We start from the raw sequence: 24,911 nt of genomic DNA on the forward strand, positions 1-24,911 counted from the left end.
GGCCAGTCTGTCACTCTGTCCGCATCGACTGAGGTGTATTCGTCCGAACCGCTCGGGGAGTTGGGCATGGGGGCCATTCCGACGCAACGGGAGACGGCTTCCCGTGCCTCCGATGCGCCGGCGCGCCAGGACGCGGACGGCGCGCGGGGCGGCGCGCGGACGTACGCCACGCTGCCCGGAAGCGCCGTCACGCCCAGGGCCGCCCGGGCCCTGGTGCGTACCGCCTGTGCCCAGTGGGCCGAGGAGGAACGGCCCGGCACCGAGCACCTCACCGACCGTCTCGCCGACGACGCCGTCCTCGTCACCAGCGAACTCGTCACCAACGCCGTCGTACACGCGGGCACCGACGTCGAGGTGGAGTGCCGGCTGGAGGAGGCGACCGGCGCGCTCGTCGTCGAGGTCCGCGACCAGCACCCCTCCCGCGCCCCACGCGGCTCGGAGCCCGAAGTACCGTACGAGACGCCGGAGTACGGGCGCGGACTGCGGCTGGTCACCGCGCTCGCCGAGTCCTGGGGCGTCACCTACCGCCGGGGCGCGAAGACGGTGTGGGCGCGGCTGTCCGCCGAGGGCGACACGGCCGTCGACGAGATCGCCGCGTACGCCGGCCGGGAGGCACTGGAGCGCGGGCTCGACGTCGCCGAGATCCTCGCGCCCGAGCCCCGGCGCGCCGAGCGCGACCGGGAGTGGGTGGGCCGGGGCGCCCTGTCCTTCCTCGCCGAGGCCTCCGACCTGCTCGCCGGGCAGCTGGACGAGAACCTGGTCGCCGCGCTCGCCGGGCAGCTGATCGTGCCGCGGCTCGCCGACTGGTGTGCGGTGTGGACGGAGGACGAGGCCATGGGCCGCTGGGACGCCGACGGCGTCTCGGGCCCCGGCGCTGGGCCGAGGCTGGCCCGGGTGTGGCACTGCAGCGAGAACCGCATCGAGGAACTGCGCGCGGCCTTGGAGAAGGATCCGCCGCGCCCTGCCGACGGCATACGGTCCGGGCCGGTGCCGTATCCCTGGCCCGGTGACGCGCTCGATCTGCGCGAGGCGCACGGCACCGCCCTCGCCTACCGGCTGATCGCGGGCGGTCGCCCGCTCGGCACCCTGGTCATCGGCCGCTCCGGCCTGCCGCGCTTCCCCGACGAGGTCACCGGCCTGGTCGAGGACCTCAGCCGCCGGGTCGCCCTCGCCATCGGCACGGCCCGCCAGTACGCCCGCCAGGCCACCATCAGCCAGGTCCTGCAGCGCGGTCTGCTGCCCGTCGCCGTCGCCGAGATCCCCGGCGTACGCAGCGCACTCGTCTACGAACCCTGCGACAAGGGCGGCCCCAGCGGCGACTTCTACGACGTCTTCCCGGCCGGCGACGGCCGCTGGTGCTTCGCGGTCGGCGACGTCCAGGGCAAGGGTCCCGAGGCCGCCGTCCTCATCGGCCTCGCCCGGCCCTGGCTGCGGCTGCTGGCCCGCGAGGGCTACCGCGTCGCCGACGTCCTCGACCGCCTCAACCAACTGCTCCTCGACGACACCACGGAGGCCGCCGACGCCGCGGCCCGCGCCCTCGCGAGCGGTCGCCCACCGGGCCCCGGCGACGGCCCCCAGACCCGCTTCCTCTCCCTCCTGTACGGCGAGCTGGTGCCCGTCGGTGACGGCGTCCGCTGCACCCTCGCCTCCGCCGGCCACCCCCTGCCGCTGCTGCTCGGCGCCGACGGCACCGTCCGCACGGCGGCCCGTCCGCAGACCCTGCTCGGTGTCATCGAGGACGAGACCTACACCAGCGAGACCTTCGAGCTCGGCCCCGGCGACACCCTGTTGTGCGTCACCGACGGCGTCACCGAGCGCCGCTCCGGTTCCCGCCAGTTCGACGACGCCGACGGCCTCGCCACCGCCCTGGCCGGCTGCGCGGGTCTGAGCGCGGAGCTGATCGCCGAGCGCATCAATAGATTGGTGCACGAGTTCGGCGGCAGGCCGCCGGAGGACGATCTGGCGCTGCTGGTGCTGCAGGCGGAGTGAGCAGTCGCAGCGGTACGGGACAATGGAGGGCATGCCTTCCGCACTCCCCGACGGCGAGCCGGTCCCCGCCGACGGCGCGCTCCCCGCCTCCGCGCTCAGCGGGGCGGCCGACCGCCCTCTCGGCTTCTACCTGCACGTCCCGTATTGCGCCACCCGCTGCGGGTACTGCGACTTCAACACCTACACCGCGACCGAACTGCGCGGCACGGGCGGTGTCCTCGCCTCCCGGGACAACTACGCGGACACCCTGGTCGACGAGATCCGCCTGGCCCGCAAGGTCCTCGGCGACGACCCGCGCCCGGTCCGCACCGTCTTCGTCGGCGGCGGCACGCCGACGCTGCTGGCGGCGGACGATCTCGTACGGATGCTGTCCGCGATCCGCGACGAGTTCGGCCTCGCGCCCGACGCCGAGGTCACCACGGAGGCCAACCCGGAGTCCGTCGACCCGGCCTATCTGGCCGCCCTCCGCGAGGGCGGCTTCAACCGCGTCTCCTTCGGCATGCAGAGCGCGAAGCAGCACGTACTGAAGGTCCTGGACCGCACCCACACCCCCGGCCGCCCCGAGGCGTGTGTCGCGGAGGCCCGGGCGGCCGGCTTCGAGCACGTCAACCTGGACCTGATCTACGGCACCCCGGGGGAGTCGGACGACGACTGGCGGGCCTCCCTGGAGGCGGCGATCGGGGCGGGCCCGGACCATGTGTCGGCGTACGCGCTGATCGTCGAGGAGGGCACGCAGCTCGCCCGTCGGATCCGCCGCGGCGAGGTCCCGATGACGGACGACGACGTCCACGCGGACCGGTACCTGATCGCGGAGGACGTCCTGTCCGCGGCGGGCTTCGACTGGTACGAGGTCTCCAACTGGGCGACCGCTCCCGAGGCCCGTTGCCTGCACAACGAGCTGTACTGGCGCGGCGCCGACTGGTGGGGCGCGGGCCCCGGCGCGCACTCGCACGTCGGCGGGGTGCGCTGGTGGAACGTGAAGCACCCCGGCGCGTACGCGGCGGCGCTGGCGGCGGGACGCTCACCGGGCGCCGGCCGTGAACTCCTGACGGACGAGGACCGCCGGGTGGAGCGGATCCTGCTGGAGCTGCGGCTGCGGGAGGGCGTACCGCTGACCCTCCTGAAGCCGGAGGGCCTGGCCGCCGCACGCCGGGCCCTGACGGACGAACTGCTGCAGCGGGGCCCGTACGACGAGGGCCGTGCGGTGCTCACCCTGCGCGGGCGGTTGCTGGCGGACGCCGTGGTCAGGGACTTGGTGGACTGACCAGGGCCCGCCTGTACCCGCACTAGGCGGTGACGAAGTCGATCAGTTCCTCCACTCGGCCCAGGAGCTCGGGCTCCAGGTCCTTGTAGGAGTGGACGCGGGAGAGGATGCCCTGCCAGGCGGCGCCCGTGTTGTCCGGCCAGCCGAGGGACCGGCACACGCCCGTCTTCCAGTCCTGGCCGCGCGGGATGCGCGGCCAGGACTCGATGCCCAGGGCCGACGGCTTCACCGCCTCCCAGATGTCGATGTAGGGGTGGCCGACGACCAGGGCGTGTTCGCTGGTCACCGACTCCGCGATGCGCCACTCCTTGGTGCCCCGGACCAGATGGTCGACCAGCACACCGAGCCGGGCGTCCGGGCCGGGGGCGAAGTCCGCCACGATCGACGGCAGGTCGTCCACGCCCTCCAGGTACTCCACGACCACGCCCTCGATGCGCAGGTCGTCGCCCCAGACCTTCTCCACCAGCTCCGCGTCGTGTCGGCCCTCCACGTAGATGCGCCCGGCGCGGGCCACGCGCGCACGTGCGCCCGGGACGGCGACCGAGCCGGAGGCGGTGCGGGTGGGGCGTGCCGGGGCCGAGGAGGGGCGGACCAGGGTGACCACCCTGCCCTCCAGCAGGAACCCCCGCGGCTCCAGCGGGAACACCCGGTGCTTGCCGAAGCGGTCCTCCAGGGTCACCGTTCCGGCCTCGCAGCGGATCACCGCCCCGCAGAATCCGGTGCCGGGCTCCTCCACTACCAGACCGGGCTCCGCCGGGACCTCCGGGACGGGCTTCGGCTTCTTCCAGGGAGGGGTCAGGTCGGCGGAGTACTGGCGCATTCGGATGACGATAGGAGAAGCGCGACGGCGATCACCGCGACACGCCGAAACGCGCCGCCAGCGCGTCCCGTTGCGCCCTTACGAACCCCGCGTCCACCACTGCTCCGTGACCGGGCACGTACAGCGCGTCCTCGCCGCCGAGAGCCAGCAGCCGGTCCAGTGCGGCCGGCCAGTGCGACGGTACGGCGTCGGGTCCCGCCTGCGGTTCGCCGGACTCCTCGACCAGGTCGCCGCAGAAGACCACCTCCGGGGAGCCGGGCACCAGGACCACGAGGTCATGGGCCGTGTGGCCCGGGCCCACGTTCGCCAGCAGCACCTGCCGGCCGCCGCCCAGGTCCAGGGTGCGCTCGCCGGAGACATGATGGCGGGGCGCCACGAGGGCGGTCACGGCCTCCTCGGCCACCTCCGCGTCCATGCCGTTGCGCACCGCGTCCGCCACCAGCTCCTCCCGCGCGTGCCGGGCCTCGAACACCGAGTCGATGCCGACCGCGCCGTACACCTCCGCGCCCGCGAAGGCGGGGGCCCCGAGGACGTGGTCGAAGTGCGGATGCGTGAGCGCGAGATGAGTCACACGCCGACCGGCCAGCGCCTCCGCCCGGGTCCGCAGCTCCGCGCCCTCCGCCAGGCTCGACCCGGCGTCGATCACCAGCGCCGTGCCCGCCCCCACGACCAGCCCCGCCGTGCAGTCCCACCCCGGCAGCCGACACCGCCCCACCCCGGCCGCGACCCGCTCCCACCCGAGCTCTTCCCAAGTCACCGTCATACCGCGACGCTAACCGTACGACCCTCTCAACCGGGCCCGACCTTGCCCTGGGTGTACCCCACAGCCGTACACTGGGCCGGGGAACGCTGGCACTCGGCGGGACAGAGTGCCAGGCGAAGTGGCTAGGGGACGACTTCTGGAGGTGTGCGCATGCTGAGTGAACGACGGCTCCAGGTGCTGCGCGCCATCGTCCAGGACTACGTCGGCACCGAGGAGCCGGTCGGGTCGAAGGCTCTGACCGAGCGGCACAACCTCGGCGTCTCCCCGGCGACGGTCCGCAACGACATGGCCGCCCTGGAGGACGAGGGGTACATCGCCCAGCCGCACACCAGCGCCGGGCGCATCCCCACCGACAAGGGCTACCGCCTGTTCGTCGACAAGCTCGCCGGCGTCAAGCCGATGAGCGCCCCCGAGCGGCGCGCGATCCAGAACTTCCTCGACGGCGCCGTCGACCTCGACGACGTCGTCGCGCGGACGGTCCGGCTGCTCGCGCAGCTGACCCGGCAGGTCGCCGTCGTGCAGTACCCCTCGCTCACCCGCTCGACCGTGCGGCACGTGGAGCTGCTCTCGCTCGCCCCCGCGCGCGTGATGCTCGTGCTGATCACGGACACCGGCCGGGTCGAGCAGCGCATGGTCGACTGCCCGGCGCCCTTCGGTGAGGCCTCGCTCGCGGACCTGCGGGCGCGGCTCAACAGCCGGGTCGCGGGACGGCGCTTCACGGACGTCCCGCGTCTCGTGGAGGACCTGCCCGAGGGCTTCGACGTGGAGGACCGGGGTACCGTTGCGACGGTGCTCTCCACCCTCCTGGAGACGCTCGTCGAGGAGAACGAGGAGCGGCTGATGATCGGCGGAACCGCCAATCTGACCCGCTTCGGACATGACTTCCCCCTCACCATCCGGCCCGTCCTGGAGGCGCTGGAGGAGCAGGTCGTCCTCCTCAAGTTGCTTGGAGAGGCAGGGGATTCGGGCATGACCGTACGCATCGGTCATGAGAACGCCTACGAGGGACTCAACTCCACGTCCGTGGTCTCGGTCGGCTACGGTTCGGGCGGCGAGGCAGTCGCCAAACTCGGCGTGGTCGGACCGACCCGCATGGATTACCCGGGAACGATGGGAGCGGTACGCGCAGTGGCACGGTACGTCGGACAGATCCTGGCGGAGTCGTAAGTGGCCACGGACTACTACGCCGTTCTCGGCGTGCGCCGCGACGCGTCGCAGGAAGAGATCAAGAAGGCCTTCCGGCGGCTCGCCCGCGAGCTGCACCCGGACGTCAACCCCGATCCGAAGACCCAGGAGCGGTTCAAGGAGATCAACGCCGCTTACGAGGTGCTCTCGGACCCGCAGAAGAAGCAGGTCTACGACCTCGGCGGCGACCCGCTCTCGCAGGCGGGCGGCGGTGGCGCGGGCGGCTTCGGCGCCAGCGGCTTCGGGAACTTCTCGGACATCATGGACGCGTTCTTCGGTACGGCGTCCCAGCGCGGCCCGCGCTCGCGCACCCGGCGCGGCCAGGACGCGATGATCCGGCTGGAGATCGAGCTCGACGAGGCGGCCTTCGGCACCACGAAGGACATCCAGGTCGACACCGCGATCGTCTGCAACACCTGCAACGGCGAGGGGGCGGCCCCCGGCACCACCGCGCAGACGTGTGACATGTGCCGTGGCCGCGGTGAGGTCTCCCAGGTGACCCGGTCCTTCCTGGGCCAGGTCATGACGTCGCGTCCCTGCCCCCAGTGCCAGGGCTTCGGCACGGTCGTACCGACCCCCTGCCCGGAGTGCGCCGGTGACGGCCGGATCCGCTCCCGCCGCACGCTGACGGTGAAGATCCCGGCCGGTGTGGACAACGGCACGCGGATCCAGCTCGCCGGCGAGGGCGAGGTCGGCCCGGGCGGCGGCCCGGCCGGTGACCTGTACGTCGAGATCCACGAGCTGCCGCACACCACCTTCCAGCGGCGCGGGGACGACCTGCACTGCACGGTGACGATCCCGATGACGGCGGCGTCGCTGGGCACCAAGGTGCCGCTGGAGACGCTGGACGGCATGGAGGAGGTCGACATCCGGCCCGGCACCCAGTCCGGCCAGTCGATCCCGCTGCACGGCCGGGGCGTCACGCATCTGCGCGGCGGCGGCCGGGGCGACCTGATCGTCCACGTCGAGGTCCAGACCCCCACCAAGCTCGACCCGGAACAGGAACGCCTCCTGCGCGAACTGGCCAAGCTCCGCGGCGAGGAACGCCCCCAGGGCCAGTTCCAGCCGGGGCAGCAGGGGTTGTTCTCGCGGTTGAAGGATGCGTTCAATGGGCGCTGACGTGGGCTGAGTGGGCTGCCGGGGGTCCGGGGGTTGGCCCCCGGGCGGGCACAGTCAGCCGGGGCAGCAGGGGTTGTTCTCGCGGTTGAAGGATGCGTTCAATGGGCGCTGAGGCTCACTCATTCACGTGGTCCATGCCGTGGGGGATGCCCGATTCGGACTTGTTCGGAGGACGTGACAACATGCGGTCATGTCCTCCGCGCTGACCGATCTCTTCCCGTATCCGATCGTGCAGGCCCCCATGGCGGGCGGCGTCTCCGTGCCCGCGCTCGCCGCCGCCGTGTCCGAGGCCGGCGGGCTGGGGTTCCTGGCCGGTGGGTACAAGACCGCCGACGGCATGTACCAGGAGATCAAGCAGCTGCGGAGCCTGACCAGCCGCCCCTTCGGCGTGAACCTCTTCCTGCCGCAGCCGGAGTACGCCGACCAGGGCGCCGTGGAGATCTACACCCACCAGCTGGCCGGTGAGGCCGCCTGGTACGAGACCGAGCTCGGCGACCCGGACAGCGGCCGGGACGACGGCTACGACGCCAAGCTCGCCGTCCTGCTGGACAACCCGGTGCCCGTGGTGTCGTTCCACTTCGGCGTCCCCAGCCGGGACGTCGTCGACTCCCTGCACCGCCTGGGCACCTTCGTCCTGGTCACCGCGACCACCGCCGAGGAGGCCCTCGCCGTGGAGGGGTCCGGCGCCGACGTGGTGATCGCGCAGGGCGTGGAGGCCGGCGGACACCAGGGCACCCACCGCGACACCCCGGAGAACGACGGCGCCGGCATCGGCCTGCTCTCCCTCGTCGCCCAGGTCCGCGAGACCGTGACGATCCCGATCGTCGCCGCCGGCGGCATCATGCGCGGCGGCCAGATCGCCGCCGTCCTCGCGGCGGGCGCGAGCGCGGCCCAGCTCGGCACCGCGTTCCTGGCCACGGCCGAGTCCGGCGCCAATGCCGTCCACAAGCAGGCGCTCACCAATCCCCTGTTCACGCGTACGGAACTCACCCGCGCCTTCTCCGGCCGCCCCGCCCGTGGCCTGGTCAACCGCTTCATGCGCGAGCACGGCCCGTACGCCCCCGCCGCCTACCCCCAGCTCCACCACATCACCGCGCCGCTGCGCAAGAAGGCCGCCGCGTCCGGCGACGCCCAGGGCATGGCGCTGTGGGCGGGCCAGGGGCACCGCATGGCCCGCGAGCTGCCGGCCGGGCAGCTGGTCGAGGTCCTCGCCGCCGAGCTCGACGCGGCCCGGACGGCGTTGTCGGGCCAGGGGGACCTGCGATGACCGCGCCGGTGTTCGTCGCCGAGGACCTGCCGGCCGGCGCCGGTCCGTACGTCCTCGACGGCGCCGAGGGCCGGCACGCGGTCTCGGTGAAGCGGCTGCAGCCCGGCGAGGAGGTCGTCCTCACCGACGGCGCCGGACGGCACGCGGCCTGCGAGGTGACCGGCACCGAGGGCAAGGACCGGCTGATCGTCCGCATCGTCTCGGTGTCCGAGGAGCCGGAGCCCGCCCCGCGGATCACGGTCGTCCAGGCCCTGCCCAAGGGCGACCGCGGCGAACTGGCCGTGGAGACCATGACCGAGGTCGGTGTCGACGCCGTCGTGCCCTGGCAGGCCGCCCGCTGCATCACCCAGTGGAGGGGCGAGCGCGGACTGAAGGCGCTCGCCAAGTGGCGGGCCACCGCCCGGGAGGCCGGCAAGCAGTCCCGGCGGGTCCGCTTCCCCGAGATCGCGGACGCGGCGACGACCAGACAGGTTGCCGCACTTCTCGCCAAAGCCGACCTCGCCGCCGTCCTGCACTCCGACTTCGAGCACCGCAGCGAGCACCTGGCCACCGCCGAACTCCCCGCCCACGGCGAGATCGTGCTGGTCGTCGGCCCCGAAGGGGGCGTCTCCAAGGACGAGTTGGCGCTGTTCGAGGAGGCGGGTGCGAAGGCGTACGTGCTGGGGCCTACCGTGCTGCGTACATCGACCGCCGGCACCGCGGCCGCGGCCCTGCTCCTGGGCCGCACCGGCCGCTGGTCCTGACCACCCAACGGGGGACCACGTGGAACTCGCCCAAGTCCGCCTCCTCGTCGCCGACTTCGCCGCCTGCTACCGCTTCTACGCCGACGTCCTCGGCCTGAAGCCGCAGTCCGGGGCGAGCGAGGGACCGTACGAGAAGTTCAGCCCGGCCACGGGGTCGGCGGGGATCGCCCTGCAGGACCGCTCGATGATGGCCGAGGTCCTGGACGAACTGGGCGACCCGGCCACCGGCCACCGCTCGCTGGTGGTGCTGCGCGTCGACGACCTCGACGCCTACTGCGAGCGGATCACGGAGCGCGGGGCCACCGTGCTGCACGGACCCGCCCCGATGACCGACCGCATGCGCGTGGCCCATCTCAAGGACCCCGAGGGGAACCTGGTGGAGCTGCAGGAGTGGCTGCTGCTGCGGACCTGAGGCCGGGTCGGCTCCTCCTCGAGGGGCGCTCCAATGACCGTATGCGCCCTTCCGCGGACGCGGACTCGGTGGCAGGCTGCCCTTCATGGGGGTGTTGAGGCGCAGTTGGCGACGGCCACCGGCACGACGGGTGGTGGCCGTGGCGGGGCTTGCCGTCGTGGCCGTCGGAGGAGCCGTGGCCTGTGATCCTGGTGGGCTCGGCACCGCGGCCGTCGCGTACACCACCGACCAGACCGCGACCAAGGAACTGAAGCGGCACAACATCGACGTGCAGTGGCTCAGCTGCACCTCCAACTACGGCAACAACAACACCAGTCACAACAGCATGCCCAGCGCGAGCGAGACCACCGTCGCCAACGTCGACTGCCAGGGGCAGACCAAGGACGGCAAGGACATCACCGTCACCGGCAAGGTCACCCGCGCCGTGGACGGCGCCTGTGTGCGAGGTGACCTGACGGCCAAGGTCGGCGGGAAGACGCTGTTCCACGTCGCCGGGCTCGGCGACTGCACCTCCACGCCCTCCCCGATCGTGAACAATCCCAGCGGCGGCAACGGCAACCAGCCCGGCGCCACCGTCACCGTGACCGTCACGCGGACCATCTGGTGCAAGGGCGACCCGCAGTGCTGGCCGGTCCAGGGCAAGTGATCCAAACCGCTGCCCGGCGACCCGGCGGCTGCCTAGAGTGATCGTGTGACGCAGCCCGCAGCCCCCGCGTATCTCCGGTTCCCGCACCTGCACGGCGAGTTGCTCGCCTTCACCGCCGAGGACGACGTGTGGCTCGCCCCCCTCGACGGCGGCCGGGCCTGGCGGGTCAGCGCGGACAACGTGCCGGTGAACCACCCCCGCATCTCGCCCGACGGCACCACCGTCGCCTGGACCTCCACCCGCGACGGCGCCCCCGAGGTCCATGTGGCCCCGATCGACGGCGGCCCCGCGAAACGCCTGACGTACTGGGGCAGTTCACGCACCCAGGTGCGCGGCTGGACCCCGGACGGAGACGTCCTCGCGATCAGCACCCAGGGCCAGGCCAGCCTGCGCCGCAGCTGGGCACGGGCGATTCCGCTCGACGGCGGCCCGGCGGCCACCCTGCCCTACGGCCCCGTCGGCCATGTTGCCTTCGGCCCGTCCACCGTCCTGCTCTCCGCGCCCATGGGCCGGGAGGCGGCCTGGTGGAAGCGCTACCGGGGCGGCACGGCGGGCAAGCTGTGGATCGACCGGGACGGCGACGGCGAGTTCGTGCGCCTGCACGAGGAGGTGGACGGCAACCTCGAGAGCCCCGTCTGGACCGGCGACCGGATCGCCTTCCTCTCCGACCACGAGGGCGTCGGCGCCGTCTACTCCTCCCTCGCCGACGGCTCCGACCTGCGCCGGCACACTCCGATCGACGGCTTCTACGCCCGCCATCTCGCCGGCGACGGCGCCCGGCTGGTGTACGCGTCGGCCGGTGAGCTGTGGATCCTCGACGACCTGGACACCGCCGAGCCGCGCCGCCTGGACGTCCGGCTCGGCGGCCCCCGGCTCGACCTGCAGCCGTTCCCGGTGAACGCCGCCCGCTGGTTCGGCTCCGCGCACCCCGACCACACCGCCCGCGGCAGCGCGGTCGCCGTCCGCGGCTCCGTGCACTGGGTCACCCACCGCTCAGGCCCCGCCCGCGCCCTGGCCGCCGAACCCGGCGTAAGGGCCCGGCTGCCGCGCACCTTCCGGGTGGACGGCGAGGAACACGTCGTCTGGGTCACCGACGCCGAGGGCGACGACGCCCTGGAGTTCGCCCCCGCGACCGGCACCGCCCCCGGCGCCACCCCGCGCCGGCTGGCCGCCGGACAGCTCGGCCGGGTCCTCGACCTCGCCGTGGCCCCCGACGGCGGCCGCGTCGCCGTCGCCGCGCACGACGGACGCGTCCTGCTCGTCGAACGGGACACCGGCGAGGTTCGCGAGGTCGACCGCTCCACCGACGGCGACGTCTCGGGCCTGGTCTTCTCACCCGACTCCGGCTGGCTCGCCTGGTCCCACCCCGGCCCGCGCCCGCTGCGGCAGCTGCGCCTCGCCAACACCACCGACCTGTCGGTCACCGAGGCCACCCCGCTCCGCTTCCGCGACTACGCGCCGGCGTTCACCCTCGACGGCAAGCACCTCGCCTTCCTCTCCGCGCGCTCCTTCGACCCGGTCTACGACGAGCACGTCTTCGACCTCGCCTTCGTCGGCGGCTCCCGCCCGCACCTGATCCCCCTCGCGGCGACCACCCCGTCCCCGTTCGGACCGCAGCGCCACGGACGCCCCTTCGACGCCCCGGACAAGGAAGAGACCCCCGACAGCGAGGGCACCCCCAGCACCCGCGTCGACCTCGAGGGACTGGCCGACCGGATCGTGCCCTTCCCGGTCGAGGCCGCCCGCTACTCCACCCTGCGCGCCGCCAAGGACGGCGTGCTGTGGCTGCGCCACCCCGTGCGCGGCGTCCTCGGCGCCTCCCGGGCCACCCCGGACGACCCGGACCCCAGGACCGCCCTGGAACGCTACGACCTGGCCCAGCAGCGCATCGAGCACCTCGCCTCCGACGCCGACCACTTCGCCGTCAGCGGCGACGGCAAGCGCGTCCTGCTGTGGACCGAGGACAAGCTCAAGGTCGTCCCCAGCGACCGGCGCGCCTCGAACGACGACGACAGCGACAGCAACATCACCGTCGACCTCGGCCGCGTCCGCCACACCGTCGACCCCGCCGCGGAGTGGCGCCAGATGTACGACGAGACCGGCCGCCTCATGCGGGACAACTTCTGGCGCCCCGACCTCGGCGGCGTCGACTGGGACGGCGTCCTGGACCGCTACCGGCCCGTCCTCGACCGCGTCGCCGCCCACGACGACCTCGTCGACCTCCTCTGGGAGGTCCAGGGCGAACTCGGCACCTCCCACGCCTACGTCACCCCGCGCGGCAACCACGGCCACGGCGAACGCCAGGGACTGCTCGGCGCCGACATCTCCCGCCACGGGGACGGCGCCTGGCGCGTCGACCGCATCCTCCCCGCCGAGACCTCCGACCCCGACGCCCGCTCCCCGCTGGCCGCGCCCGGTGTCGCGGTCCGCGCCGGGGACGCGATCGTCGCGGTCGCCGGCCGCCCGGTGGACCCGGTCACCGGCCCCGGCCCGCTCCTGGTCGGCACGGCCGGCAAACCCGTCGAGCTGACGATCCTCCCCTCCGGCGGCGGCGACCCCCGGCACGCCGTCGTCGTCCCCGTCGCCGACGAGGAACCCCTGCGCTACCACGCCTGGGTCGCCGACCGCCGCGCCTACGTCCACGAGCGCTCCGACGGCCGCCTCGGCTACCTCCACGTCCCCGACATGCAGGCCCCCGGCTGGGCCCAGATCCACCGCGACCTGCGCATCGAGGTGGCCCGCGAGGGCTTGGTGGTCGACGTCCGCGAGAACCGCGGCGGCCACACCTCCCAGCTGGTCGTCGAGAAACTGGCCCGCAGGATCGTCGGCTGGGACCTGCCACGCGGCCTGCGCCCCTACAGCTACCCCGAGGACGCCCCTCGCGGCCCCGTGGTCGCCGTGGCCAACGAGTTCTCCGGCTCCGACGGCGACATCGTCAACGCCGCGATCAAGGCCCTGGGCCTGGGCCCGGTCGTCGGCACCCGCACCTGGGGCGGGGTCATCGGCATCGACAGCCGCTACCGCCTGGTCGACGGCACCCTGGTCACCCAGCCGAAGTACGCGTTCTGGCTGGAGGGTTACGGCTGGGGCGTGGAGAACCACGGCGTCGACCCGGACGTGGAGGTGGTGCAGCGGCCCCAGGACCATGCCGCCGGTCGTGACGCCCAACTGGACGAGGCGATCAGGCTCGCGCTGGAGGCACTGGAGACCAGCCCGGCGAAGACGCCGCCGGGTCTGCCGACCTGACCGCCGACGATAGAGTGGCCCCACATCCGATCATCGCTGTTCAGGAGGGCACATGGCCGGGGAACCGCAGGACGACTGCCTGTTCTGCAAGATCGCGGAAGGGCATGTGCCCGCCACGATCGTCCGTGAGACAGAGACCACCGTCGCCTTCCGGGACATCAACCCCCAGGCCCCCACCCACGTCCTGGTGATCCCCAAGGTCCACTACGAGAACGCGGCCGCCCTCGCCAGCGCCGAACCCACCGTCGCGGCCGACGTCCTCAAAGAAGCCCGGTCCGTTGCGGATGACGAAAAGCTCGAGAGCTACCGCATCGTCTTCAACACGGGCCCCGGCGCCGGCCAGACGGTCTTCCACGCCCACGCCCACGTCCTCGGCGGCCGCGGCCTGCACTGGCCCCCCGGATAACCCACCGTGTCGGTACGTGAATTGGTCGTCCTCGGCACAGCCAGCCAGGTCCCGACCCGGCACCGCAACCACAACGGCTACCTGCTCCGCTGGGACGGCGAGGGCATCCTCTTCGACCCCGGCGAGGGCACCCAGCGCCAGATGCTGCGCGCCGGGGTCGCCGCGCACGACCTGAACCGCATCTGCGTCACCCACTTCCACGGCGACCACTCCCTCGGCCTCGCCGGCGTGATCCAGCGGATCAACCTCGACAAGGTCCCGCACGAGATCACGGCCCATTACCCGCGCAGCGGGCAACGCTTCTTCGACCGCCTGCGCTACGCGACGGCGTACCGCGAGACGGTCGCGCTCACCGAGGCCCCGGTCCACACGGACGGCCCGCTGGCCACCACCCCGGCGTACACGCTGGAGGCCCGCCGGCTCTCCCACCCCGTCGAGTCCTACGGCTACCGCCTCACCGAGCCCGACGGCCGCCGTATGCTCCCCGACCGTCTCGCCGCGCACGGCGTCCGGGGCCCGGACGTCGGCCGCCTCCAGCGCGAGGGGGCACTGGACGGCGTCTCGCTCGACGACGTCAGCGAGGTCCGCCGCGGCCAGCGGTTCGCGTTCGTCATGGACACCCGCCTCTGCGACGGCGTGCACGCGCTCGCGGACGGCGTCGACCTGCTCGTCATCGAGTCGACCTTCCTCGACGAGGACACCGGCCTCGCCACCGAGCACGGCCACCTCACCGCCGGCCAGGCGGCCCGCGTGGCCCGGGACGCCGGCGTACGGCACCTGGTGCTGACGCACTTCAGCCAGCGCTATACCGACCCCGAGGAGTTCGAACGGCAGGCGCGCGCGGCTGGCTTCGAGGGCGAGCTCACGGTGGCGCACGACCTGCTGCGGATCCCGGTTCCGAAACGTCGGTAAATCACCCGTACGATACTGCGATGCCCCTCCCCAAAGCAGAACTGCACCTCCACATCGAAGGAACCCTGGAGCCGGAGCTCGCTTTCGAGCTGGCCGCCCGCAACGGCGTCGAGCTGCCGTACGCCGACACCGCCGAGCTCCGCGAGGCCTACGACTTCGCGGACCTCCAGTCCTTCCTGAACCTGTACTACGAGCTCATGGCCGTCCTGCGCACCGAGCGGGACTTCGAGGACCTCGCCGACGCCTACCTCGCCCGCGCCGCCGCGCAGGGCGTCCGGCACGCGGAGATCTTCTTCGACCCGCAGGCCCATCTCGCGCGGGGCGTGGAGATGGGCACGGTCGTCGAGGGGCTGTGGCGGGCGCTGGGGAGCAGCGTGGCGAACCACGGTGTCTCCACCCGGCTCATCCTCTGCTTCCTGCGCGACGAATCCGCCGAGTCGGCCCTTGAGACCCTGCACGCGGCGAAGCCGTACCTGGACCGGATCACCGGCGTCGGCCTCGACTCGGCGGAGGTCGGGCATCCGCCGGTGAAGTTCCGCGAGGTGTACGACGCCGCCGCGGACCTCGGGCTGCGGCGCGTGGCCCACGCCGGTGAGGAGGGGCCGCCGGAGTACATCACCGAGGCGCTGGACGTGCTCGGCGTCGAGCGGGTCGACCACGGGCTGCGGTGCGTCGAGGACCCGGCGCTGGTCGAGCGGCTGGCGCGGGAGCGGATACCGCTGACCCTGTGCCCGCTGTCCAACGTCCGCCTCCGCACGGTCGACACCCTCGCCGACCACCCCCTGCCGGCGATGCTCGACGCGGGGCTGATGTGCACGGTCAACTCCGACGACCCGGCCTACTTCGGCGGCTACGCGGGCGACAACTTCGAGGCCGTACAGCGGACGCTGGGGCTGTCCCAGGACCGGCTCCGGCAACTGGCCCGCAACTCGTTCCTGGCGTCCTTCCTGGAGGACGACGAGGAGCGGCGGGCGCGGTACCTCGCCGAGGTCGAGGCGTACGAGTTCTAAGCGGCCGTGGTGTCGTAGTCGTGCCGGACAGGCGTTTCCACCGGGATCTCGAGGACCCGGAGAGGGCGTCTGCCCAGCGCGACCACAGTGATCGGTATGGCGATCAGCAACAGCCCCGCCGCCAGCACCGCACCCATGACCGGGAACCCCGCCCACTCCGCCAGCGCACTCCCCGTCAGCGGCCCCGCCGCCGTCCCCAGCGACGACGCCGACCCCACCAGCACCGCCCAACGCCCCCGCGGGTCCAAAGACGCGGCAAGACCGATGACGTACGACAGCACGACCGGGTAGAGCAGGTTCCAGGCGATCTCACCGGTCGCGAAGGAGCCCAGGCCGGTCGCGGACGCGCTGAGCACGATGCAGCCGGCGATGACCGCCGTACCGCCCCCGACCGGCACCGCCCGTCCGAACCGCGGCCCCACCGCGCCCGCGACCGTCACACCCAGCAGTCCCGCGCCGAGCGCCACCGCGAAGACCGCGCCGACGGTGGCCTCCGTCAGATGCGCCTGGGACAGGCCGATCCGGCCGCTGACGCCCCACAGGGCGTTCTGCGCGAGGGACCAGCACAGCATCGTGGCGGCGAGGACCGCGCCGGAGCGCCGGTGAGGGAGCCGCGTGCCGCCGAGGGGGCTGTGCGCGGCGGCCGTACGGACCGGGAGGCGGCCGGTGAGCGGCCAGACGGCGAGCGCGGTCAGGGCGATCGCGGCGAGCGGCTGGCCGTGGCCCGGACCGAGGTGGGGGACCGTCAGATAGACGGCGCCGGCGAGTGCCGAGACGCCGAGCAGGCCGAGAGTGGTGGTGCGGTGCGGATCGGGTTGCGCGGCGATTCCCGTGGCGGCCACCGTCGTCGCCGTACCGGAGCCGAAGCCGCCGATCAGGGCGCCGAGGACGACGGCCGGGATGCCGGCGGTCAGGGCCGCGGTGCCGTAGCCGAGGACGGCGAGGGCGAGGCCGACGCGGGCCAGGGTGCGGGCCCCGATCCGGTCGACCCGTGAGGCGAGGACGAAGCCCGCCGACGCCGAGCTCAGCAGCAGGGCGCTGCCGAGGGCTCCGGCCTCGGTGGCGGTCAGGGGCAGACCCGAGTCCAGGCGGCCGACGGTGGTGGGGAGCAGGTAGGGAGCGAGGTACCCGGCCGTGAAAAGGGCGACGAGGGGCCAGGCGATGGTGCGAGGGGCGAACACGGGCGTTCCCAGGGCATGCGAAAGGAGCGGCTCAAGAAGGGGGGTGGGCGCAGGCCGTCGACGGACAGGAACGCGCGAGCAAGTTGTATCAAGCACGCGGTTTGCGGAAGAAGCTGAAGTCGTGTGATGTGGCGCACGTTGTGTTTGGGGCGGGAGAGGTCGGGTAGACGAGCGCCCCGTTCATCGGGTCAGCGCCAGTGCGCCGAGCCTCCCGCGCCCGGTGCCGTCGCCTCGATCTTCGTCCTGATCTCCCGCATCACCGCCACGATCCGCTCCTCGTGCTCCGGCGTCAGCCGGGCCACCGGCACCGAGCAGCTGACCGCGTCCTGGGCCGGCACCTCGTAGCGCAGCGCGAACCCGAAGCCGACGATGCCGAGGACGCCCTCCTCGCGGTCGACCGCGTAGCCGCGGGCGCGCACCTCGGCGAGGTCGGCGGCCAACGCCTCCCTGGTGGTACGGGTGTTGGGGGTGAGGGCCTCGTACGGGCCCTCGGGAAGGTCGTCGTCGGGGCGTTCGGCCAGCAGCGCCTTGCCGAGCGCGCCCACGTGCGCCGGCAGACGGCGGCCGACCCGGCTGATGGTCCGCAGGTACTCGTGCGACTCCCGGGTGGCCAGATAGGCCACGTCCCGGCCGTCCAGGCGCCCCAGGTGGATCGTCTCGCCCAGCGCCTCCGACGCCTCGTCGAGATACGGCCGTACGACCCGCACGCGCGGGTCGGAGTCCAGATAACTGGTGCCGGTCAGCAGGGCGTGGATGCCGATGCCGTAGAGGGAGCCGGTGATGTCCGTGCGCACCCAGCCCCGGCCGATCAGCGTCTGCAGCAGCGCGTACATCGAGCTGCGCGGCACCTCGAGCGCCTCCGCCAGTTCCTGCAGCCGCGCCGGCCGGTCGCCGCGCGCGGCGAGCAGTTCCAGCAGTTCGACCGTCCGTGCCGCGGACTTCACCTCGCGAACACCGCCGCCTGTCTCCGACATGGGGCGATGGTAGTCCGCCGCCGCCCGCCCGTTGACGCCCGACGTTCGCATATCTAGGCTTTGTCTCCATACATGGATGACATCTATATGGGGAGACGCCGTGACGGGTGAGACGGAAACGACCGCGCGCAGGCTGCGGGAGGGCATGGAGGGCGGAGTGCTCTCCTTCCCGCTGACCTCCTTCCGCGACGACGGCTCGCTCGACCCGGACGGCTTCCGCGCCCATGTCGCGGACCGGCTCGCCACCGCGCCCGGCGCCCTCTTCCCCGCCTGCGGCACCGGCGAGTTCTTCTCACTGGACGAGGACGAGTACCGCCAGGTCGTCACCGTCGCCGTCGAGGAGGCGGCCGGCCGGGTGCCCGTCGTCGCCGGGACCGGATACGGCTGGGCGCAGGCCGCCCGCTTCGCGCGCATCGCCGAGGAGGCCGGCGCCGACGCCCTGCTCGTCCTGCCGCACTACCTCGTCGCCGCCCCGCAGGCGGGCCTCGTCGCCCAGCTGGAACAGATCGCGGCCCGCACCCGGCTCCCGCTGATCGCCTACCAGCGCGGCCAGGTCGCCTACACCCCGGCCTCCTTGAGGCGGATCGCGGACATCCCGAACGTCATCGGCCTCAAGGACGGCCACAGCGACCTCGACCGGCTCCAGCGCCTCACCCTCGCCGCACCCCAGGGCTTCCTGTTCTTCAACGGCGCCGCCACCGCCGAGATCCAGGCCCGCGCGTACGCCACCGTCGGCGTCCCCTCCTACTCCTCCGCCGTGCACGCCTTCGCGCCCGAGATCGCGAACGCCTTCTTCACCGCCCTGCGCGGGCACGACGACAAGACCGTGGACCGGCTGCTGCGCGACTTCTACGTGCCGTTCGTGGAACTCCGCGACCGGGTACCCGGCTACGGCGTGTCCCTCGTCAAGGCCGCGGCCCGGCTGCGCGGAGGTCCCGTCGGCCCCGTCCGCGCCCCGCTCACCGACCCCTCGCCCGCCGACCTGGCCGACCTGCGGGCCCTCCTCGACACCGGCCTCGACCTCGTAGGAGCCTCCCTGTGAACCTCACGATCACGGACGTCTGGCTGACCCCGATCCTGGTCGCCGACCCGCCGCTGCTCAACACCCAGGGCGTGCACCAGCCGTACACCCCGCGGCTGATCGTGGAGGTCCTGACGGCCGACGGGATCACCGGCGTCGGCGAGACGTACGGCGACACCAAGTACCTGGAACTGGCACGCCCCTTCGCCGAGAAGCTGAAGGGCCGTCAAGTGGACGACCTCAACGGCCTGTTCACCCTCGCCGACGAGGTCGCCGTGGACGACGCCCGGGTCTCCGGGCAGGTCGACGTCGGCGGACTGCGCGGCGTCCAGACCGCCGACAAGCTGCGCCTGTCCGTCGTCTCCGCCTTCGAGGTGGCCTGTCTGGACGCCCTCGGCAAGACGCTCGGCCTGCCCGTGCACGCGCTGCTCGGCGGCAAGGTCCGGGATGCCGTCGAGTACAGCGCGTACCTGTTCTACAAGTGGGCCGCCCATCCCGAGGGCGTGGCCTGCGAGCAGGACGACTGGGGCGCGGCCGTCGACCCGGCGGGCGTCGTCGCGCAGGCGCGGCTGTTCAAGGAGCGGTACGGGTTCACCTCGTTCAAGCTCAAGGGCGGTGTCTTCCCGCCCGAGGAGGAGATCGCCGCCGTACGCGCCCTGGCCGAGGCCTTCCCCGGGCACCCGCTGAGGCTCGACCCGAACGGCGCCTGGTCCGTGGAGACCTCACTGAAGGTCGCCGGGGAGCTTGCGGACGTCCTCGAGTACCTGGAGGACCCGGCGCTCGGCACGCCCGCGATGGCCGAGGTCTCCGCCGGCACCGACGTGCCGCTCGCCACCAACATGTGCGTGACGACCTTCGCCGAGATCAAGGAGGCGTTCACCCGGGACGCCGTCCAGGTCGTCCTCTCCGACCACCACTACTGGGGCGGGCTGCGCAACACCCAGCAACTCGCCGCGATCTGCCGGACGTTCGGCGTCGGGATCTCCATGCACTCCAACACGCACCTCGGGATCAGCCTGGCCGCGATGACCCACGTCGCCTCCACCGTCCCCAACCTCCACCACGCCTGCGACTCCCACTACCCCTGGCAGTCGGAGGACGTCCTCACCCAGCGGCTGACCTTCGACGACGGCAAGGTCAGCGTCTCCGACGCGCCGGGCCTCGGCGTCGAACTCGACCGGGAGAAGCTCGCCGTCCTGCACCAGAGGTGGCTCGACGACGACGGCGCGCTGCGCGAGCGCGACGACGCGGCGGCGATGCGGATCGCCGACCCCGAGTGGGTCACCCCCGCCGTGCCCCGCTGGTAGGACCGGGGACGGCCCGCACGGTACGGGGGGCGGCCGCTGCGGCGTGAGCGGCGGCGGAGGGTCCGTGATGTGGTGCACACTGGCTGGATCCGCACCATGTCAGGGAGTGCACCGTGATCGCGCCCAACGCGTCCACCGGAAAGGGACCGTCACCCGTCATCGAGGGACCGCAGTGCCGGGCCCAGGTCGATCCGCTGGCCGGCCTGCGCACGCCCGACGACCCGCCCTGGGACGTGTACCTGACCGGCATGGTCTTCCTGGACATCATCTTCACCGGGCTCGACTCCGCCCCGGTGCGCGGCACCGAGTCCTGGGCGCGGGGCATGGGTTCGAGCCCCGGCGGTGTCGCCAACATGGCCACCGCCCTCGCCCGACTCGGGCTGCGGACCTCCCTCGCGGCCGCCTTCGGCGACGACCACTACGGCGATTACTGCTGGGACGCGCTGGAGCAGGGCGAGGGCATCGACCTCTCCACATCCCGCACCGCGCCCGGCTGGCACTCCCCGGTCACCGTCTCCATGGCGTACGAGGGCGAGCGCACGATGGTCTCCCACGGCCACGAACCGCCCCCGGAGGAGCCCGCCCCCGACCACCCGCCGTACGCCCGCGCGGCCGTCGCCTCCCTCACCCCCGGCACGCGCGCCCCCTGGATCGCCCAGGCCGCGAGCCGCGGCACCCGCATCTTCGCCGACGTCGGCTGGGACGACACCGCGGCCTGGGACCTGGCGGGCCTGGCCGACCTGGAGCACTGCGAGGCCTTCCTGCCCAACGCGGAGGAGGCCATGCGCTACACCGGCGCCGCCTGCCCGCGCGCCGCCGCCCACGCCCTCACCGAACACGTGCCGCTCGCCGTGGTCACTCTGGGCGCGGAGGGCGCGTATGCCGTGGACCGGCGGACCGGGGAGACGGCGGAGGTCCCCGCCATCGCCGTGGAGGCCCTGGACCCGACCGGCGCCGGTGACGTCTTCGTGGCCGGCTTCGTCACCGGCACCCTGGCGGGCTGGCCGCTCGCCGACCGGCTCGCCTTCGCGGGTCTGACGGCGGCCCTGTCCGTCCAGGAGTTCGGCGGCTCCCTCTCGGCCCCGGGCTGGGCGGAGATCGGCGCCTGGTGGCGGAAGGTGCAGTCGGTGGAGGGACAGGAGCCGGAGGCGCTGAGCCGGTACGCCTTCCTGGACGCGCTGGTTCCGGGGGAGGGAGCAACCCGCCCGTGGCCGCTGCGGCGGGCGGTGCCGACGATCGGGTTCGGGCGCTCGGCGTAGCGGACGCCGAAAAGCCCTACGGCGTTGTCAGTGCACCGTCGTACCCTTGGAATCGCGAGGCCGCCCTCAGCTGCGCGGCCGTGACGAGGAGGAACCGCAGGCCTACAGAGCCGGCCCATGACTCAGACACCCACAGCTCACACCCCCGCGCAGGAGCAGGCGAGAGCACAGTTCACGGTTCCCGCCCAGCACCCGATGGTCACCGTGCTGGGATCAGGCGACTCCCTCCTGCGCGTGATCGAGAAGGCCTTCCCGGCGGCCGACATCCACGTCCGGGGCAACGAGATCAGCGCGGTCGGCCACCCGGTCGACGTCGCCCTCATCTCGCGCGTGTTCGAAGAGATGATGCTGGTGCTCCGCACCGGGCAGCCGATGACGGAGGACGCAGTGGAACGCTCGATCGCCATGCTGAAGGCGAGCGAGAACGGGACGAGCGACGGCCAGGAGACCCCGGCCGAGGTACTGACGCAGAACATCCTGTCCTCCCGCGGCCGCACCATCCGCCCCAAGACCCTCAACCAGAAGCGGTACGTCGACGCGATCGACAAGCACACGATCGTCTTCGGCATCGGCCCCGCCGGTACCGGCAAGACCTACCTCGCCATGGCCAAGGCGGTGCAGGCCCTGCAGTCCAAGCAGGTCAACCGCATCATCCTGACCCGCCCCGCGGTCGAGGCCGGCGAACGTCTCGGCTTCCTCCCCGGCACCCTCTACGAGAAGATCGACCCGTACCTGCGCCCGCTGTACGACGCGCTGCACGACATGCTCGACCCGGACTCGATCCCGCGGCTGATGGCGGCCGGGACGATCGAGGTGGCGCCGCTGGCATATATGCGGGGCCGTACCTTGAATGACGCCTTCATCATCCTGGACGAGGCGCAGAACACCTCGCCCGAGCAGATGAAGATGTTCCTGACCCGGCTCGGGTTCGACTCGAAGATCGTGATCACGGGTGACGTGACCCAGGTCGACCTGCCCAGCGGAACCAAGTCGGGTCTGCGTCAGGTCCAGGACATCCTGGAGGGCCTCGACGACGTCCACTTCTCCCGCCTGTCGTCCCAGGACGTCGTACGGCACAAGCTGGTCGGCCGTATCGTCGACGCGTACGAGCAGTACGACAGCAAGCACGGCACGGAGAACGGTACCCACAAGGGCGGCCGGGGGAAGTCCGCGCACAAGGGGAAGTAGACACACACAGCGCCATGTCGATCGACGTCAACAACGAGTCCGGAACCGAGGTCGACGAGCAGGCGATCCTCGACATCGCCCGCTACGCACTCGCACGGATGCGCATCCACCCCCTCTCCGAGCTCTCGGTGATCGTGGTGGACGCCGACGCCATGGAGCAGCTGCACATCCAGTGGATGGACCTGCCGGGGCCCACGGACGTCATGTCCTTCCCGATGGACGAGCTGCGTCCGCCGTCGAAGGACGACGACGAGCCCCCGCAGGGCCTCCTCGGCGACATCGTGCTGTGTCCCGAGGTCGCCAAGAAGCAGGGCGAGGAGGCCGAGACGCAGCACTCCATGGACGAGGAGCTCCAACTGCTCACCGTCCACGGCGTGCTGCACCTGCTCGGCTACGACCACGAGGAGCCGGACGAGAAGGCCGAGATGTTCGGCCTGCAGGCGGCCATCGTGGACGGCTGGCGCGCGGAGAAGGGCCTGACCGGTCCGTCCCCGGCCCCGACCGTCTCATGAGCGGTCAGATCGTCGCGGGCGCGGTCGCCCTGGTCGTCGTGGCGTGGCTCGCCGCCTGCGCGGAGGCGGGCCTCGCCCGTGTCTCCAGCTTCCGCGCCGAGGAGGCGGTCCGTTCCGGCCGCCGCGGCAGCGCGAAGCTCGCGCAGGTCGCCGCCGACCCGACCCGCTATCTGAACGTCGCCCTGCTGGTCCGCGTCGCCTGCGAGATGGCGGCCGCGGCCCTGGTGACGTACGCCTGTCTGCAGTCCGTCGACGGCACCACCCGTGCCCTGCTCGCCGCGATCGGCGTGATGGTCCTGGTGTCGTACGTCGCCGTGGGTGTCTCGCCGCGCACCATCGGCCGCCAGCATCCGCTCAACACGGCAACGGCGGCGGCGTACGTCCTGGTGCCCCTCGCGCGGATCATGGGCCCGATCCCCAACCTCCTCATCCTGATCGGTAACGCGCTCACCCCCGGCAAGGGCTTCCGCCGGGGGCCGTTCGCCTCCGAGGCGGAGCTGCGGGCGCTGGTCGACCTCGCGGAGAAGGAGTCGCTGATCGAGGACGAGGAGCGCCGGATGGTGCACTCGGTCTTCGAACTCGGCGACACGCTCGTCCGGGAAGTCATGGTCCCGCGCACCGACCTCGTGGTCATCGAGCGCTACAAGACGATCCGTCAGGCCCTCACCCTCGCGCTCCGCTCGGGCTTCTCGCGCATACCGGTCACCGGCGAGAGCGAGGACGACATCGTCGGGATCGTGTACCTGAAGGACCTGGTCCGCAAGACGCACATCAGCCGGGACGCGGAGAGCGAGCTGGTGTCGACGGCAATGCGGCCCGCCGCCTTCGTCCCCGACACCAAGAACGCCGGCGACCTGCTGCGCGAGATGCAGCAGGAGCGCAACCACGTCGCCGTCGTCATCGACGAGTACGGCGGCACGGCCGGCATCGTCACCATCGAGGACATCCTCGAGGAGATCGTCGGCGAGATCACCGACGAGTACGACCGCGAACTGCCGCCCGTGGAGGACCTCGGCGAGGACCGCTACCGCGTCACGGCCCGCCTCGACATCACCGACCTCGGCGAGCTGTACGGGCTCGACGAGTACGACGACGAGGACGTGGAGACCGTCGGCGGTCTGCTCGCGAAGGCCCTGGGCCGCGTGCCCATCGCGGGCGCGTCCAGCACGGTCGAGCTTCCGGACGGGCGTGAACTGCGCCTGACCGCCGAGGCCGCCGCCGGCCGCCGGAACAAGATCGTCACGGTACTGGTCGAGCCGGTGGAACCGGCCGGTCCGCCCGAGGAGGAGAAGGACGCATGACCCCCGAGGAGCTGCGCGGCCTCTGTCTGTCCTTCAACGCGGCCGTGGAGGACTTCCCGTTCTCGCCGGAGATCTCCGTCTTCAAGGTCCTGGGCAAGATGTTCGCGCTCAGCGGGCTCGACAATCGGCCACTCACGGTGAACCTCAAGTGTGACCCGGAGGACGCGATCCGGCTGCGCACCGATCACCCGGGCCTGATCATCCCCGGCTACCACATGAACAAGCGCCACTGGAACACCGTCACGGTCGACGGCGGCCTGCCCGACGGCCTGGTGCGGGAGCTCGTCGAGGACTCCTACGACCTGGTCGTGGCCGGTCTGCCGCGTGCCGAGCGGCTCCGCCTCGACCGCCCCTGAGCTGGGCGGCGCCGGTGGTTATGCTCGGCT

23 protein-coding genes are annotated in these 24,911 nt (G+C 72.4%); 19 read left to right on the plus strand and 4 right to left on the minus strand.

Annotation, left to right across the window (positions count from 1 at the left end):
* The first annotated feature begins 66 nt into the window (after positions 1-66).
* A complete protein-coding gene (locus ABZZ74_RS24895) occupies positions 67-1,989 on the plus strand; it encodes a SpoIIE family protein phosphatase (RefSeq protein WP_356768417.1) in 1,923 nt (640 codons plus the stop codon).
* 31 nt (positions 1,990-2,020) lie between these two features.
* A complete protein-coding gene (gene hemW, locus ABZZ74_RS24900; RefSeq protein WP_356768419.1) occupies positions 2,021-3,253 on the plus strand; it encodes a radical SAM family heme chaperone HemW in 1,233 nt (410 codons plus the stop codon).
* 22 nt (positions 3,254-3,275) lie between these two features.
* Here hemW and ABZZ74_RS24905 read toward each other — a convergent pair whose 3' ends face one another.
* Together ABZZ74_RS24905 and ABZZ74_RS24910 are read right to left on the minus strand one after the other, a co-directional pair.
* On the minus strand, positions 3,276-4,073 hold the full coding sequence (locus ABZZ74_RS24905; protein ID WP_356768421.1) for a DUF3097 domain-containing protein: 798 nt from the start codon (positions 4,071-4,073) through the stop codon (positions 3,276-3,278).
* A 31-nt stretch (positions 4,074-4,104) separates the two neighbouring features.
* The gene (locus ABZZ74_RS24910; RefSeq protein WP_356768423.1) at positions 4,105-4,836 is read right to left on the minus strand and encodes an MBL fold metallo-hydrolase; all 732 of its coding nucleotides are present in this window, start codon (positions 4,834-4,836) and stop codon (positions 4,105-4,107) included.
* Between the two features lie 150 nt (positions 4,837-4,986).
* Here ABZZ74_RS24910 and hrcA point away from each other — a divergent pair, with 150 nt between their 5' ends.
* From hrcA to ABZZ74_RS24960, 10 genes are all read left to right on the plus strand, one after another.
* Entirely contained in the window at positions 4,987-6,003 is a 1,017-nt protein-coding gene (gene hrcA / locus ABZZ74_RS24915) for a heat-inducible transcriptional repressor HrcA (protein ID WP_208782632.1), read from the plus strand.
* Entirely contained in the window at positions 6,004-7,140 is a 1,137-nt protein-coding gene (gene dnaJ / locus ABZZ74_RS24920) for a molecular chaperone DnaJ (RefSeq protein ID WP_356768425.1), read from the plus strand.
* Between the two features lie 190 nt (positions 7,141-7,330).
* Complete coding sequence (locus tag ABZZ74_RS24925) at positions 7,331-8,407, plus strand: nitronate monooxygenase (protein WP_356768427.1); 1,077 nt, start codon at positions 7,331-7,333, stop codon at positions 8,405-8,407.
* On the plus strand, positions 8,404-9,150 hold the full coding sequence (locus ABZZ74_RS24930) for a 16S rRNA (uracil(1498)-N(3))-methyltransferase (RefSeq protein ID WP_356768429.1): 747 nt from the start codon (positions 8,404-8,406) through the stop codon (positions 9,148-9,150). The genes ABZZ74_RS24925 and ABZZ74_RS24930 overlap by 4 nt, the downstream gene beginning before the upstream one ends.
* Positions 9,151-9,169: 19 nt before the next feature.
* Complete coding sequence (locus ABZZ74_RS24935) at positions 9,170-9,562, plus strand: VOC family protein (protein ID WP_356768431.1); 393 nt, start codon at positions 9,170-9,172, stop codon at positions 9,560-9,562.
* Positions 9,563-9,647: 85 nt separating this feature from the next.
* Complete coding sequence (locus ABZZ74_RS24940) at positions 9,648-10,208, plus strand: hypothetical protein (RefSeq protein WP_356768433.1); 561 nt, start codon at positions 9,648-9,650, stop codon at positions 10,206-10,208.
* 45 nt (positions 10,209-10,253) lie between these two features.
* Positions 10,254-13,454 carry a S41 family peptidase gene (locus ABZZ74_RS24945; RefSeq protein WP_356768435.1) on the plus strand — a complete coding sequence of 1,067 codons (3,201 nt, stop codon included), beginning with the start codon at positions 10,254-10,256 and terminating at the stop codon, positions 13,452-13,454.
* Between the two features lie 52 nt (positions 13,455-13,506).
* On the plus strand, positions 13,507-13,860 hold the full coding sequence (locus ABZZ74_RS24950; protein WP_356768437.1) for a histidine triad nucleotide-binding protein: 354 nt from the start codon (positions 13,507-13,509) through the stop codon (positions 13,858-13,860).
* Positions 13,861-13,866: 6 nt separating this feature from the next.
* On the plus strand, positions 13,867-14,772 hold the full coding sequence (locus tag ABZZ74_RS24955; protein ID WP_356768440.1) for a ribonuclease Z: 906 nt from the start codon (positions 13,867-13,869) through the stop codon (positions 14,770-14,772).
* A gap of 20 nt (positions 14,773-14,792) precedes the next feature.
* Complete coding sequence (locus ABZZ74_RS24960) at positions 14,793-15,782, plus strand: adenosine deaminase (protein WP_356768442.1); 990 nt, start codon at positions 14,793-14,795, stop codon at positions 15,780-15,782.
* Here the strand turns inward: ABZZ74_RS24960 and ABZZ74_RS24965 are convergent.
* Entirely contained in the window at positions 15,779-16,963 is a 1,185-nt protein-coding gene (locus tag ABZZ74_RS24965) for an MFS transporter (protein WP_356768444.1), read from the minus strand. The genes ABZZ74_RS24960 and ABZZ74_RS24965 overlap by 4 nt on opposite strands.
* Before the next feature lie 188 nt (positions 16,964-17,151).
* Positions 17,152-17,937 (minus strand): IclR family transcriptional regulator, encoded by a 786-nt coding sequence (locus tag ABZZ74_RS24970; protein ID WP_356768446.1) that lies wholly within the window; start codon positions 17,935-17,937, stop codon positions 17,152-17,154.
* A 76-nt stretch (positions 17,938-18,013) separates the two neighbouring features.
* On the opposite strand from ABZZ74_RS24970, the gene ABZZ74_RS24975 reads away from it, so the two are divergent.
* The 7 genes from ABZZ74_RS24975 (at position 18,014) to ABZZ74_RS25005 (ending at position 24,881) form a co-directional block, all read left to right on the plus strand.
* Positions 18,014-18,979 (plus strand): 5-dehydro-4-deoxyglucarate dehydratase, encoded by a 966-nt coding sequence (locus tag ABZZ74_RS24975; protein ID WP_356768448.1) that lies wholly within the window; start codon positions 18,014-18,016, stop codon positions 18,977-18,979.
* Positions 18,976-20,265, plus strand: coding sequence for a glucarate dehydratase family protein (locus ABZZ74_RS24980; protein WP_356768450.1), 1,290 nt, complete (start codon positions 18,976-18,978; stop codon positions 20,263-20,265). The genes ABZZ74_RS24975 and ABZZ74_RS24980 overlap by 4 nt, the downstream gene beginning before the upstream one ends.
* A 113-nt stretch (positions 20,266-20,378) precedes the next feature.
* The gene (locus tag ABZZ74_RS24985) at positions 20,379-21,524 is read left to right on the plus strand and encodes a PfkB family carbohydrate kinase (RefSeq protein WP_356768452.1); all 1,146 of its coding nucleotides are present in this window, start codon (positions 20,379-20,381) and stop codon (positions 21,522-21,524) included.
* A gap of 117 nt (positions 21,525-21,641) precedes the next feature.
* On the plus strand, positions 21,642-22,712 hold the full coding sequence (locus ABZZ74_RS24990; RefSeq protein ID WP_133041064.1) for a PhoH family protein: 1,071 nt from the start codon (positions 21,642-21,644) through the stop codon (positions 22,710-22,712).
* Positions 22,713-22,726: 14 nt separating this feature from the next.
* Positions 22,727-23,224: an rRNA maturation RNase YbeY gene (gene ybeY / locus ABZZ74_RS24995; RefSeq protein ID WP_133041065.1), complete on the plus strand. Its 498-nt coding sequence runs from the start codon at positions 22,727-22,729 to the stop codon at positions 23,222-23,224.
* Positions 23,221-24,525 (plus strand): hemolysin family protein, encoded by a 1,305-nt coding sequence (locus ABZZ74_RS25000; protein WP_356768455.1) that lies wholly within the window; start codon positions 23,221-23,223, stop codon positions 24,523-24,525. Before ybeY ends, ABZZ74_RS25000 begins: the two co-directional genes overlap by 4 nt.
* A complete protein-coding gene (locus ABZZ74_RS25005) occupies positions 24,522-24,881 on the plus strand; it encodes an MmcQ/YjbR family DNA-binding protein (RefSeq protein ID WP_356768457.1) in 360 nt (119 codons plus the stop codon). Before ABZZ74_RS25000 ends, ABZZ74_RS25005 begins: the two co-directional genes overlap by 4 nt.
* Positions 24,882-24,911 lie beyond the last annotated feature (30 nt).

Source organism: Streptomyces sp. NPDC006476, assembly GCF_040612015.1.
Taxonomy (GTDB): domain Bacteria; phylum Actinomycetota; class Actinomycetes; order Streptomycetales; family Streptomycetaceae; genus Streptomyces; species Streptomyces griseorubiginosus_B.